Source organism: Kosakonia quasisacchari (assembly GCF_004331415.1).
Taxonomy (GTDB): Bacteria; Pseudomonadota; Gammaproteobacteria; order Enterobacterales; family Enterobacteriaceae; genus Kosakonia; species Kosakonia quasisacchari.
In genome coordinates this window covers 1-13,007 of sequence record NZ_SJOP01000013.1, presented here as the reverse complement: position 1 = coordinate 13,007, position 13,007 = coordinate 1, and the positions used below count along the sequence as shown (strand labels likewise).

Sequence of the window (13,007 nt, the reverse complement as noted above, 5' to 3'; positions counted from 1 at the left end):
GCGGTAAGATCTGCCGCTAACCGCCAATAGCGCAACGCATTTAACGCTGCGCTATTTCCCTGCTACGAGTAAATTGCTGTTCCAGCATCGCGCTTCCCCACTGTTCGCCCAGCCACTCTTTGCTTAGGGTGAAGCCGAAAGATTCGTAAAGTGCGCGCGCGGCGTCCAGCCCGCTGAATGTCCAGAGCTGCACGGCGGAAAACTGCTGTTCATCGCAAAACTGCATCGCTTTGGCGAGCAATTGTCGCCCCACGCCGGTACCACGGCATTCATCAGCAAGAATGAACCAGCGCAGATGCGCCTCGTTATTACCTAAATCCTCTCCGTCGATGGCAACCGAACCGACGATTTTGCCCTGAGACACCGCGAGCCAGATGTGATTACGCGCATTCTCCAGACGCCCGGTAAATTCGGCCAGGCCAGCGGCCACTTTGCTTTCAAAAAAATAGCCAAAACCATAATGTTGCGAATAGTAGCTGGCGTGCATTTCGCTGATGCGGCCAATCATTCCCGGCTGGTAACCGGTAACGATTTCCGGTTTTTCATGGGCAGGAAGCGGCGCGCCCTGGCGGCAGGCTTCAAGTGCGGCGGCATAGGCCGACAAACCACGAGCAACCGTCTCCCTCTCGGCAGAATTAAGATGTTGCAGCGCTTCACGCACACGCATTGCGCCGTAGCTATTAATGCGCGCGACGCTCTCTTTGCCCTGCGCGGTCAACTGCAACGTTTTATAGCGGGCATCCTCAGCCGAGGGAACGTCCTGTAATTCACCGGCAGCGATAAGCCGGCTCAGCATACGGCTGACGCTTGATTTCTCCAGCCCCAGGATCTGCACCAGTTGCGCGGCCGTCATCGCCCCCTGCTTTTCCACTTCCAGCAGCGTATGCACGGCGGAAGGGGAATAATCTGTCGCCGCAAGAGTGCTGTTCATGAAGCCCAGCTCACGCACCATCCGCCTTGATGCTGCCCGGATATCGTTGATCAGTTGGTCGACGGCCACGTTGTTGCCTCACGGGGGAAATAGATAGTTGTGTAATACAACCATCAACGCAGCAGGCTGTCAACCCAGGAGCCGTTGATGCGGCTTCACTCCGCATTACCGCGTCAGCGACACCTTTCCCGCCAAAAGCCGACGGTTGCTGTTCATAATTCCCTGCGCTCCCCCTTAATTACCCTATAAATCCAGGCGAGAGCCCTGTACAATCCCTGCCCTAAGATCCTATAACTGATTAATTTTTGAACTATGAGCAATGTAAACCTGCAGCCGAAAATCGGCTTTGTCTCTCTTGGCTGCCCGAAAAACCTGGTGGATTCCGAACGTATTCTCACCGAGCTGCGCACCGAAGGCTATGACGTGGTGCCAAGCTATGACAACGCCGATATGGTTATCGTCAACACCTGCGGCTTTATCGACAGCGCGGTGCAAGAGTCGCTGGAAGCCATCGGCGAAGCGCTGAATGAAAACGGCAAAGTCATTGTGACCGGCTGCCTGGGCGCGAAAGAGGATCAAATCCGCGAAGTGCACCCGAAAGTGCTGGAGATAACCGGGCCGCACAGCTATGAGCAGGTGCTGGAACATGTTCACCACTATGTGCCGAAACCGCAGCACAACCCGTTCCTGAGCCTGGTGCCGGCACAGGGCGTAAAACTGACGCCGCGCCACTACGCTTATCTGAAAATTTCCGAAGGCTGTAACCATCGCTGCACGTTCTGTATTATCCCGTCGATGCGTGGCGATCTGGCGAGCCGCCCGATTGGCGACGTGCTAGCCGAAGCCAAGCGTCTGGTCGATGCGGGCGTGAAAGAGCTGCTGGTGATCTCGCAGGACACCTCCGCCTACGGCGTGGACGTAAAACATCGCATGGGCTTTCACAACGGCGAGCCGGTGAAAACCAGCATGGTTGGCCTGTGCGAGCAACTGGCGAAACTCGGCGTCTGGACACGTCTGCACTACGTTTACCCGTACCCGCACGTTGATGACGTCATTCCGCTGATGGCGGAAGGCAAAATCCTGCCGTATCTGGATATCCCGCTGCAACACGCCAGCCCGCGCATTCTCAAGCTGATGAAGCGCCCCGGCGCGGTCGACAGGCAACTGGCGCGCATTAAACAGTGGCGTGAAATCTGCCCGGAACTGACCCTGCGATCCACCTTTATCGTCGGTTTCCCTGGCGAAACGGAAGAAGATTTCCAGATGTTGCTCGATTTCCTCAAAGAAGCGCGCCTGGATCGCGTCGGCTGCTTTAAATACAGCCCGGTAGAAGGCGCAACCGCCAACGAACTGGCAGATCAGGTGCCGGAAGAGGTGAAAGAGGAGCGCTGGAACCGCTTTATGCAACTGCAACAGCAGATCTCCGCTGAGCGCTTGCAGGAAAAAATCGGCCGCGAAATTCTGGTGATCATCGATGAAGTGGACGAAGAAGGCGCGATTGGCCGCAGCATGGCAGACGCTCCGGAAATCGATGGCGCGGTGTACCTGAACGGCGAAACCGGCGTTAAACCGGGCGACATTATCCGCGTGAAAGTGGAAAACGCCGACGAATATGATCTGTGGGGCTCCCGCGTTTAACACCTTTTCCCTCTCCGCACACGGAGAGGGAATTTCCTATCCCTTAATCTTCGGGTCGAGCGCGTCGCGCAGGCCATCACCCAGCAGGTTAAACGCCAGCACCGTCAGAAAAATCGCCAGCGAAGGAAACAGCGCTACATGCGGCGCAATCACCATATCTGCACGCGCTTCGTTGAGCATCGCCCCCCACTCCGGCGTTGGCGGCTGTGCGCCCATACCGAGAAACGAGAGGCTGGCGGCTGAGATAATCGACGTGCCGATGCGCATGGTGAAATAGACCACAATCGATGAAACCGTGCCCGGCAGAATATGGTGGAACAGGATCACTGCATCGCTGGCACCAATGCTGCGCGCGGATTCAATAAAGGTTTGTTGCTTGAGCACCAGCGTATTACCACGCACCAGGCGGGCAAACGCCGGCACGGAGAACACCGCCACGGCGATGATCACGTTCGCCATGCCGCTGCCCATCACCGCTACCACCGCAATTGCCAGCAGAATGCCAGGGAACGCGAACAGTACATCGCAGATGCGCATAATCAGGCGATCCCACCAGCCTTCGTAGTAGCCCGCCAGCAGACCCAGCACCGTGCCGATAGTCGCGCCAATGAGCACCGCAAAGAGACCCGCCGCGAGCGAAATCTGCGCGCCGACCAGCACGCGGCTTAAGATATCGCGCCCCAGCGAATCAACGCCAAACCAGTGCACCAACGATGGCCCTTCATTAAGGCGGTCATAGTCGAAATAGTTTTCCGCATCGAACGGGGCTATCCACGGGGCGACAATCGCCAGCAGGATCAGCAGCAGCACAAAAATCCCGGCGGCCATCGCCAGCGGTTGGCGGCAAAAACGCCGCCAGAATTCATGCCACGGCGTGCGCACATGCCCCGGTTTGACTACGGGCATGGCGTTTAAAACCGCCTGTCGACGCCAGTTTAATAATCGCATCCTTACTTGTACCTGATCGCGGGATTAAGGGCGGCGTAGAGTACATCCACCGCTAAGTTGATAAGAATAAACTCCAGCGAGAAGAGCAGCACCTCGGCCTGAATCACCGGGTAGTCGCGCATTTCCACCGAGTCCACCAGCAAACGGCCCAGCCCCGGCCAGTTGAAGACTTTCTCCACCACAATGGAGCCACCGAGCAAAAAGCCAAATTGCAGCCCCATCATGGTGACCACCGGGATCAGCGCGTTGCGCAGGCCATGCTTGAGGATCACCCATCGCTCGCTGACACCTTTGGCGCGCGCAGTACGCATATAGTCCTCGTTGAGCACTTCCACAAACGAGGCGCGGGTAAAACGCGCCATCACCGCCGCCACTGCCGCACCGAGCGTTAATGATGGCAAGATATAGTGTAGCCAGCTGTCAGCACCGACGGTCGGCAGCCAGCCGAGTTCCACTGAGAAGATCTGCATCAGCAACATGCCCAGCGCAAACGCCGGAAATGACATGCCCGTTACCGCCAGCGCCATCCCCAGATGATCCGGCCAGCGGTTACGCCACACGGCGGCGGCAATCCCCGCGCCAAGCCCAAACAGCATAGCCCAACACATGCTGGTGATAGTCAGCAGCAGCGTTGGCATAAAACGGCTGGCGATTTCGTCCACTACCGGGCGGCGCGAGGCCATCGATATGCCAAAATCGCCCTGCAGCACATTGCCGATGTAGTGCCAGAACTGCCGCCACAGTGGCTGATCCAGCCCAAGCTGGCGGCGCACCAGCTCAATCACCTGCTCGTCGGCTTCTGGCCCGGCAATCAACCGCGCCGGATCGCCCGGCAGTAAGTGGACAAACAGAAACACCAGCACCGCCACGATCAGTAGCGTCGGAATCAGGCCCAGCAAGCGTTTAATAATATAATTTTGCATTGTGCGTTCCCTCACGCCTCCTTTTGCTCTGCGAGGTGGAGTGAGTTATTTCACCAAATCCGCGTTATCAAAACTAAACCCGGTATCGGGCATAATGTAGAAACCGGTGAGCTTCTTGTTATGCGCTGAAACCAATTTTTCCACCACCAGCGGCACCCACGGCGATTCCTGCCAGATGAGATCCTGCGCCTGTTTGTACAACTGCTCTTTCTCCACGGCATCCGTGGTTTTTAGCGCGTCGGCCAGGTCTTTATCCACTTGCGGGTTGCTGTAAAACGCAGTGTTGAATTGCGTTGGCGGCCAGTTCCACGAGGCAAACAGCGGCGACAGCGCCCAGTCTGCTTCGCCGGTCGAGGCCGACCAGCCGGTGTAGAACATGCGTACGCCGCTCTGCTGCTGCCCTTTGGCTTCCACTTCCGCCGCGCGCTGCCCGGCATCCATCGCCGTGACCTGCACTTTGATGCCCACCTGCGCCAGTTGCTGTTGGGTAAACTGCAACACTTTTTGCGCAGTGCTGTGGTTATGTGATGACCATAACGTAGTGCTGAATCCTTGCGGATAACCGGCTTCTTTTAGCAACTCGCGGGCTTTTGCCGGATCGTACGGCCAGGGTTGATAGGCCTGCGAATAAGCAATGGTTGGCGGCACAACGCCCGTGGCGGGCGTCGCGAAACCGGCGAATGCCACTTTCACCAGCGCCGGACGGTTGATGGCGTAGTTGATCGCTTCACGCACTTTCGGGTTATCGAACGGTTTCTGCGTGATATTCATACTGATGTAACGCTGCATAATCGACGGGCTGGCGACCAGTTCCAGTTTGCTGTTTCTTTTCAGCACTTCCGCCTGTTCGTAAGGAATGGGGAACGCGAACTGCGCTTCGCCGGTTTGCAGCATTGCCGCTCGGGTGTTGTTGTCCACTATCGGCCGCCAGGTAATCGAGTCCAGCTTGGGTAAACCTTGCTGCCAGTACCCGGCGAATCTCTTCACTTTCACGTAATCGGTCTGGTTCCACGCTTCCAGCTCATACGGCCCGGTGCCAACCGGGTGAAAACCAATGTCGTTGCCATATTTTTGCAGCGCCGCCGGAGAAATCATGGCAGTGGCCGGATGCGCAAGAATATTGATAAACGCGGAAAAGGGCTGCTTAAGGGTAATTTTTACCGTGTAGGCATCCACCACATCGGTTTTAGCGATATTTTTGTACAGGTTATAACGCTTCAGGCTATTGCGCGGGTTACTGGCGCGGTCGAGGTTGGCCTTTACCGCTGCGGCGTCAAAGTCAGTGCCGTCCTGGAACTTCACCCCGTGGCGTAAGTTGACGGTATAGACCATGCCGTCATTGGAAACGCTGTAACTCTCTGCCAGCACGTTTTCCAGTTGCATATCTTTATTCAGGCCAAATAAGCCCTGATAAAAGGATTTCGCCACCGCCTGCGAGAGTGTGTCGTTAGCATCATAAGGGTCGAGGGTTGTGAAATTGGATCCCACTGCGACAACCACATCTTTCGCCGCAAAGGCCGGGATAGTGGTCAGCGCGAACATCACGCCAGCGAATACCCGCCAGTGCCGTGAAACGAATTGTGTCATGTTGCTCTCCTGCAGAACCCTGCCAGTGCTTAGTTAAAAACGGGATTGCGTGCTACCGGGCGTTGAACGGGCGACAAAATGTCCCGGCCCCACGTTCTGCAACTGCACGCGTTGCATTGACTCGCCGCGTTTGCGGATATTGCTGGGCATGTCATCAGACAACAACACACGCTGCGCGTGATGATGCGCCGGATCGGCAACCGGAACCGCCGACATCAACTTACGTGTATACGGATGCTGCGGGTTTTCAAACACCGCCTGCCGTGGGCCGATCTCAACAATTTGCCCAAGGTACATCACCGCGACCCGGTGGCTGATGCGTTCTACCACCGCCATATCATGAGAGATAAACAGAAATGCAATGCCCATCTCACGCTGCAAATCGAGCAGTAAATTGATGATTTGCGCGCGAATCGAAACATCCAGCGCCGAAACGGCTTCATCCGCCACCACCACGCGCGGGTTGAGCGCCAGCGCCCGGGCAATGCAGATGCGCTGGCGCTGCCCGCCGGAAAACTCATGCGGATAGCGCCAGGCGTGTTCCGGCTTCAGACCGACGCGTTCCAGCAGCCACTCCACGCGCTGCCGCCCCTCTTCTGCCCCCAATAAATTGTGCACCCGCAGCGGTTCGATAATCGAATCGCCAACGGTCTGGCGCGGATCCAGCGAGGCGTAAGGGTCCTGAAAAATAAACTGAATATCGCGGCGGATCCGCTTCATTTTGTTGTCCGCCAGCGTATCAATGCGCTCACCGTTAAAGGTGATGGCGCCGCTCTGGTGCTCTACCAGCCGCAACAGCGCGCGCCCGGTGGTCGATTTACCGCTGCCGGATTCTCCCACCAGCGACAGCGTTTCGCCCGGCCAGAGATCAAAGCTCACCCCTTCCACAGCGTGCACCTCTTTGGTGACGCGATTGAGAATGCCGCTGCGCAGCGGGAAGCGCGCCACCAGATCGCGCACCTGCAAAATCGGCTCGCCCGGTACCACCGTATCCTGCTCAATTTCCGCTTCCTGATGTGGCGGGTTTTTCGGCGAAATCAGCGCAAAGCGGCGCGGCAGCGTGCTGCCATTCATCGCCCCCAGTTTTGGCACCGCCGCCAGCAGCGCTTTGGTATACGGGTGCTGTGGATGATTGAAAATTTGCTCGACGCTGCCGGTTTCCACCGCTTCGCCCTGGTTCATCACCAGTACGCGGTCGGCAACATCGGCGACCACGCCCATATCGTGAGTGATAAAAATCACCCCCATCGACATCTCTTTTTGCAGCACGGCGATCAGTTGCAGGATCTGCGCCTGAATCGTGACATCCAGCGCGGTCGTGGGTTCGTCGGCAATCAGCACCGCCGGGCGGCAGGAGAGCGCCATGGCAATCATTATGCGCTGACGCATGCCGCCGGAAAGCTGATGTGGAAAACTGGATAAAATCGCCTGAGATTCCGGGATGCGCACCAGATCGAGCATACGCCGCGCTTCAATCATGGCGTCTTCGCGCCCCAGTTTCTGGTGCAGGCGAATCGACTCGGCGATCTGCTCACCCACCGGAAACACCGGGTTGAGCGAGGTCATCGGCTCCTGAAAAATCATCGCGATATCCGCACCGCGCACGCTGCGCATCTGCGATGCGCTCAGCCGGGTAAGTTCCACGTTCTGCCGGTTCCGCCGCGTCAGGCGCATATGATCGCAACTCACTTCGCCGCCTGCCTGTTCAATCAGGCGCAGTAAAGAGAGCGCGGTGACGGATTTACCGGAACCGGATTCACCGACGATCGCCAGCGTTTCGCCGCGTTTGAGGGAAAAGGAGAGATGGCGTACCGCCGGGAGCAGTTGTTTATCATGGCTGAAGGCGACGTTCAGATTACTGACATCCAGCACCACATCCGCGTCAGTTTCTACCCGCCCAACCTCACTCACTTTATTCACGATAAATGCCCACGCTTGGCGCATCACCCGCGTAACCCCACGCGCGATACATCCCTTCACTGTTGAACGGCAAGGCCACGTTGCCTTCGCGATCAACCGCAATCAGCCCGCCGCTGCCGCCCAGCGCCGGGAGTTTTTCCATCACCACGGCGTCGCAGGCTTCCTGCAAGCTCAAACCGCCGTACTCCATTAGCGCGGCAATGTCGTAAGCTGCCAGCGCGCGGATAAACACTTCACCGGTGCCGGTACAGGAAACGGCCACGTTGGCGTTATTGGCATAGCAGCCTGCGCCTGGTAACGGGCTATCCCCCACGCGGCCCGGTAATTTATTGGTCATGCCACCGGTTGAAGTTGCTGCCGCCAGATTGCCCTGTTTATCCAGCGCTACTGCCCCCACGGTGCCAAATTTTTTGCTCTCATCAAGCGGCGCACCGCCATGATCCAGCACCGTGTGCCCGGCGTCCCGCGCTTCCATCAATTGTGCAAAACGTTCCGGGGTGGAAAACAGGCTTGGCGATACCGCTTCCATGCCGTGGGAAAAGGCAAACTGTTCCGCCCCTTCGCCAATCATGAAGACATGCGGGCTGCGCTCCATCACTAGACGCGCCGCCAGCACCGGGTTACGCAAGCGGCTGACACCCGCCACCGCCCCCGCTTGTAGCGTGTTGCCATCCATCACGCAGGCATCCAGTTCATGGGTTTCATCGCGGGTAAACACCGCGCCGATACCGGCGTTAAATAACGGACACTCCTCCAGCAGCCGCACAGCTTCTGTTACCACATCCAGTGCGCTCACGCCCGATTCCAGCATGCGCTGCCCGGTTTCGATAATTGACGAAAGCACGTGTACGTAACGTTGTTCTTTTTCCGGGCTCATCTGTGCACGGCCGATAGCACCCGCACCGCCGTGTATTGCGATTACCGCTTTAACCATTTGTGCCGCCTGGATTTCTCTGCGCCTGGAGGGATTTCTGAATATAGAAAGTCGTTACAACGATGTAAAGCAATGTCATTCCAATGGGGTAGGCGTAAGGCATGTTGAGACCTCCCCTTTTCTGCCATAATGGCCGCTTCATCGCGTTGACTGGATATTAATTATGGAATCATCAAACGGCCTGATCTCGCTCGATACGGCCCTGTCACAGATGCTGTCACGCATTTCACCGCTGACTGAAAGCGAAACCCTGCCGCTGTTGGCCTGCTTTGGTCGCGTGGTGGCGCAAGATATTATTTCTCCGCTGAACGTACCGGGTTTTGATAACTCGGCGATGGACGGCTACGCCGTGCGGCTGGCGGAGGTACAAAGCGGTAACGCTCTGCCGGTGGCGGGCAAAGCGTTTGCCGGGCAGCCATTTGATGGCGAGTGGCCTGCGGGCACGTGCGTACGCATTATGACCGGCGCACCGATCCCCGCCGGATGCGACGCGGTAGTGATGCAGGAGCAGACGGAACAGACTGACGCTGGGATTCGTTTTACCGCTGAGGTGCGAGCCAATCAGAATATCCGCCGCGCGGGCGAAGATATTCAACAAGGTGCCTGCGTTTTCGCCGCTGGCACCAGGCTGACGGCCGCCGAGTTGCCGGTCATTGCTTCGCTGGGCATTGCCGATGTTAACGTGCTGCGCAAAGTGCGCGTGGCGCTGTTCTCCACCGGCGACGAACTGCAACTGCCGGGCCAGCCGCTGGCTGACGGGCAAATCTACGATACCAACCGCTTGTCCGTTCACCTGATGCTGAGCCAGCTCGGTTATGAGGTGATTAACCTTGGCATCGTGCCGGATAACCCGCAGAAATTGCGTGAGACCTTTATCGCTGCCGATAGCCAGGCCGATGTGGTGCTAAGCTCCGGCGGCGTGTCGGTGGGGGAAGCGGATTACACCAAAGCTATTCTTGATGAGCTGGGCGAAATTGCGTTCTGGAAACTGGCGATCAAACCAGGTAAACCGTTCGCCTTTGGCAAGCTTAAAAACAGCTGGTTCTGCGGCCTGCCGGGCAACCCGGTTTCCGCGACGCTCACGTTTTATCAGCTGGTATTGCCGCTGCTGGAGAAGCTTGGCGGTAACATCGCCGGTATACAGCCGCTGCGTTTACGCGCCCGTGCGGTGGAGCGCCTGAAAAAGACGCCAGGGCGTCTCGATTTCCAGCGCGGCGTAGTGAGCCGTGGCGAAGATGGCACGCTGGAAGTGCGCAGCACCGGTCACCAGGGTTCGCATATTTTCAGCTCCTTTAGCCAGGGTAACTGCTTTGTGGTTCTGGAGCGCGAACGCGGCAATGTGGAAGCCGGTGAATGGGTGGATGTCGAGATGTTTAACCATCTCTTCGGAGGCTAAACATGGCTGAAGAACTCAGCGATGCGGAGATGATGCGCTACAACCGACAGATTATTCTGCGCGGTTTTGATTTCGACGGCCAGGAGCGGTTAAAAGCCGCTCGCGTACTGGTGGTCGGGCTCGGCGGCCTGGGCTGCGCCGCCGCGCAATATCTGGCAGCGGCAGGCGTCGGGCATATGACGCTGCTGGATTTTGATACGGTGGCGCTCTCCAACCTGCAACGCCAGACGCTGCACAGCGACGCGGATATCGGCGTGGCAAAAGTGGACTCGGCGCGCGAATCGTTACTGCGTATCAACCCCAATGTGCACTACACCGCCATCAACGCCCTGCTTGATGACACGGCGCTGCTCACACAGATTGCTGCACATGACCTGGTGCTGGATTGCACCGATAACGTCGCCATTCGCAACCAGCTCAACGCGGGCTGTTTTCAGCATCGCGTGCCGCTGGTTTCCGGCGCGGCCATTCGCATGGAAGGCCAGATCAGCGTCTTTACCTGGGGCGAAAACGACCCATGCTATCGCTGCCTGAGCCGTCTTTTTGGCGATAACGCGCTGACCTGTGTCGAAGCGGGTGTCATGGCGCCGCTGGTCGGGGTGATTGGTTCGTTGCAGGCGATGGAAGCCATCAAAGTGCTGGCCCATTACGGTACGCCTGCGGCCGGAAAAATCGTGATGTACGATGCGATGACCTGTCAGTTCCGCGAAATGAAACTGCTACGCAACCCAACCTGCGAAGTCTGCGGACATTAATTTACATCCCCCCGGTTTCGGGGGATATAAATTAATGTTGTCGATTACGCTTCATTTTAAATAATTACTCCACTTGCTAGCGTTTAATATTTTCCGCAACAAGAAAATGCCATCAGCATATTTTTAAACAATCCTTACTCGCTAATAAAGAACGTTGATATGCATAAAGTTAGTAATAAAAAGCCATACAATCTTGTTAAAGGTGGCCTACTTACGTAGGCCACTTAGCACAATTTACGCGTTCTCAAGCTGTTGAGACCACCTTATTAACCATACACTTCGTGAGCAGGTTTCGGTCTGTGGAACCATCCCGTTATTTTCGCGGAAATACTTCTCCAGACCCCAGACATTCTTGCTCCGAAATTTGATGTCGTTTTTTGTGAAGTAACATTGATAAAGAAAGATGGCCCCGCATCACCCTTTTCTGCTTCCTTACGGATCACTGAAGTAGCTTTAAGATTGAACGCTGTTAATATGCGAGCAGTCGATTTTCCGTTTGGCGTTTTTTGGAAAAACGCATCGAACAACGCCTCGCCAGTTAGCCCCTCCGTCGCCTGCAAAGTGGTTTTATTGATAACCTCACTACGTACAATCTGTTTTGGCATTTTGCCTAAGAACCCAATATTTTCAGCGACATATTTATATTGATATTGCGCAATATGCGTTGCGAAATAAGGTTCTGATTGATCTTCTCTAAAATTATAACCAAAAGTCCATTTATCTTTAGTGTATATATTGAGAAAAACATTTTTATCGGTATGTACACTTTTCGATTCGATGCGGACCTCTTCCGTTCCTATAAACTTCATCAATAAATGGCTAAAATTTTCGCGACTGGCGATATAATCCAACGCTTTCTTATCCACATCGCTGAGATTCCGAAAGGCGAATTTTTTCGATGGTGCAGAGGCGCCGGAAAAAGGTCGCAAATGTTTAATATGACCGAAGATACGAAAAGCGGCGACTCCGCTGAGGTTCCTTTTGTTTATTTCATGTAATACATGGTTCATCGAACGCGGATTTTCAGCCATAATTTCATCAATAATACGCATTTCCTCTCTGCCAGAAAGAGCCGCGCTAAAGCCATCAGGATCGTTGGCCGTGACCGGATTATTCCATACCATCCTGAACAGGTTGAGTCCATCTACCGTCCCGGCAGGATCGGCACTTAACCACCGTCCCGCCCACGGCTGGTAATAGCGATATCCATAATAATAAAGCCCCGTCGCGTCCTGTTCTTTTCCGGAATAACGGAGGATTTTGTAATCCGCCTCCAGCTGGCTGCGCGCGGCAAACAGCGCTGTGCCGCCATACGGGTAATACTCTTCCTGACTGATAAGTTCGCCACTGCCGTCCACTTCCAGCGCGCTGCTGCCGGTGAGGTTGTCGTAGCTGTAACGAATTTGATTGTTACTGATATCTGCGGGCTGACCGCTTTCCCAGTGCAGCACCCGCACCTGGGCGCGCCCGGCTTCTCCGACGGTTATCACCTGGAGGGTTTCCGTGTTGCTGCTGCGCAGTTCCAGACCCGGCAGGTAAATCACCCGTTTTGTCTGCGTGCTGTTGCCGGTCAGTTGCGAAGTCACTTTCACGATGCGCTGGCTGCTGGCGTCGTAACGGTAACTTTCATTGTCGTCGGGTTCGCCATCGCGCATCACTGGAGTGACTTTCTGCAGCTCCTGTCGCGCCGTCCAAAGCAGGTTCTGACCCGGTAAAAGCTGTTTCTGCTGGCCGCCAGCGGTGAACAGCGCCTCCACATCGGCCGGGTTTTCGGTGAAGGTGCTGAGTACCGCGCGGTTGCTGCGGTCGGACACCGTCATGCTGGTGGTGTAGTTATTGCCGGACGCGGGTGCGCTGTGCTGAATTTTTGTCAGATTACCGGCGTTGTCGTAGGTGTAAGTGCGGGAGTAGTTCGTGTAGGTGGCGTTATCGAAGGAGGTGAAATCAGGAAGGTTGCTGTTCTGCTGTGCCGCAC

Annotated in this window: 9 protein-coding genes and 1 pseudogene; 3 read left to right on the top strand and 7 right to left on the bottom strand. The window is 56.1% G+C overall.

The features are described from left to right. Window positions 1-40 precede the first annotated feature (40 nt). Window positions 41-952: a bifunctional helix-turn-helix transcriptional regulator/GNAT family N-acetyltransferase gene (locus tag E0L21_RS14895; RefSeq protein WP_131411061.1), complete on the bottom strand. Its 912-nt coding sequence runs from the start codon at window positions 950-952 to the stop codon at window positions 41-43. A gap of 291 nt (window positions 953-1,243) precedes the next feature. Between E0L21_RS14895 and rimO the strand changes: the two genes are divergently transcribed. Then, window positions 1,244-2,569 (top strand): 30S ribosomal protein S12 methylthiotransferase RimO, encoded by a 1,326-nt coding sequence (rimO, locus tag E0L21_RS14890; protein WP_131410802.1) that lies wholly within the window; start codon window positions 1,244-1,246, stop codon window positions 2,567-2,569. A 36-nt stretch (window positions 2,570-2,605) separates the two neighbouring features. Here the strand turns inward: rimO and gsiD are convergent, their stop codons facing one another. From gsiD to iaaA, 5 genes are read right to left on the bottom strand one after another with little or no spacing between them, the layout of a single operon-like run. Then, a complete protein-coding gene (gsiD, locus tag E0L21_RS14885; RefSeq protein WP_131410800.1) occupies window positions 2,606-3,517 on the bottom strand; it encodes a glutathione ABC transporter permease GsiD in 912 nt (303 codons plus the stop codon). Between the two features lie 2 nt (window positions 3,518-3,519). Continuing rightward, window positions 3,520-4,440, bottom strand: a complete 921-nt coding sequence (gsiC, locus tag E0L21_RS14880) for a glutathione ABC transporter permease GsiC (RefSeq protein ID WP_131410798.1) — start codon at window positions 4,438-4,440, stop codon at window positions 3,520-3,522. A 45-nt stretch (window positions 4,441-4,485) separates the two neighbouring features. Further along, the gene (gsiB, locus tag E0L21_RS14875) at window positions 4,486-6,027 is read right to left on the bottom strand and encodes a glutathione ABC transporter substrate-binding protein GsiB (RefSeq protein WP_131410796.1); all 1,542 of its coding nucleotides are present in this window, start codon (window positions 6,025-6,027) and stop codon (window positions 4,486-4,488) included. A 33-nt stretch (window positions 6,028-6,060) separates the two neighbouring features. Beyond that, complete coding sequence (gene gsiA / locus E0L21_RS14870) at window positions 6,061-7,971, bottom strand: glutathione ABC transporter ATP-binding protein GsiA (RefSeq protein WP_131410794.1); 1,911 nt, start codon at window positions 7,969-7,971, stop codon at window positions 6,061-6,063. After that, window positions 7,940-8,881: a beta-aspartyl-peptidase gene (gene iaaA, locus E0L21_RS14865; protein ID WP_131410792.1), complete on the bottom strand. Its 942-nt coding sequence runs from the start codon at window positions 8,879-8,881 to the stop codon at window positions 7,940-7,942. Before iaaA ends, gsiA begins: the two co-directional genes overlap by 32 nt. A gap of 163 nt (window positions 8,882-9,044) precedes the next feature. Between iaaA and moeA the strand changes: the two genes are divergently transcribed. Then, window positions 9,045-10,277 carry a molybdopterin molybdotransferase MoeA gene (gene moeA / locus E0L21_RS14860; protein ID WP_131410790.1) on the top strand — a complete coding sequence of 411 codons (1,233 nt, stop codon included), beginning with the start codon at window positions 9,045-9,047 and terminating at the stop codon, window positions 10,275-10,277. Between the two features lie 2 nt (window positions 10,278-10,279). Further along, entirely contained in the window at window positions 10,280-11,032 is a 753-nt protein-coding gene (moeB, locus tag E0L21_RS14855; RefSeq protein ID WP_131410788.1) for a molybdopterin-synthase adenylyltransferase MoeB, read from the top strand. Window positions 11,033-12,105: 1,073 nt separating this feature from the next. Here moeB and E0L21_RS25490 read toward each other — a convergent pair. Further along, window positions 12,106-13,007, bottom strand: a pseudogene (locus tag E0L21_RS25490) (RHS repeat-associated core domain-containing protein); the annotation flags it as partial.

What these genes read in the sequence shown, in the direction of transcription:
- gsiD (WP_131410800.1), bottom strand. Translation starts at nt 3,517, where the DNA reads ATGCGATTATTAAACTGGCGTCGACAGGCGGTTTTAAACGCCATGCCC.
- iaaA (WP_131410792.1), bottom strand. Translation starts at nt 8,881, where the DNA reads ATGGTTAAAGCGGTAATCGCAATACACGGCGGTGCGGGTGCTATCGGC.
- rimO (WP_131410802.1), top strand. Translation starts at nt 1,244, where the DNA reads ATGAGCAATGTAAACCTGCAGCCGAAAATCGGCTTTGTCTCTCTTGGC.
- gsiC (WP_131410798.1), bottom strand. Translation starts at nt 4,440, where the DNA reads ATGCAAAATTATATTATTAAACGCTTGCTGGGCCTGATTCCGACGCTA.
- moeB (WP_131410788.1), top strand. Translation starts at nt 10,280, where the DNA reads ATGGCTGAAGAACTCAGCGATGCGGAGATGATGCGCTACAACCGACAG.
- gsiB (WP_131410796.1), bottom strand. Translation starts at nt 6,027, where the DNA reads ATGACACAATTCGTTTCACGGCACTGGCGGGTATTCGCTGGCGTGATG.
- E0L21_RS14895 (WP_131411061.1), bottom strand. Translation starts at nt 952, where the DNA reads ATGGTGCGTGAGCTGGGCTTCATGAACAGCACTCTTGCGGCGACAGAT.
- gsiA (WP_131410794.1), bottom strand. Translation starts at nt 7,971, where the DNA reads ATGCGCCAAGCGTGGGCATTTATCGTGAATAAAGTGAGTGAGGTTGGG.
- moeA (WP_131410790.1), top strand. Translation starts at nt 9,045, where the DNA reads ATGGAATCATCAAACGGCCTGATCTCGCTCGATACGGCCCTGTCACAG.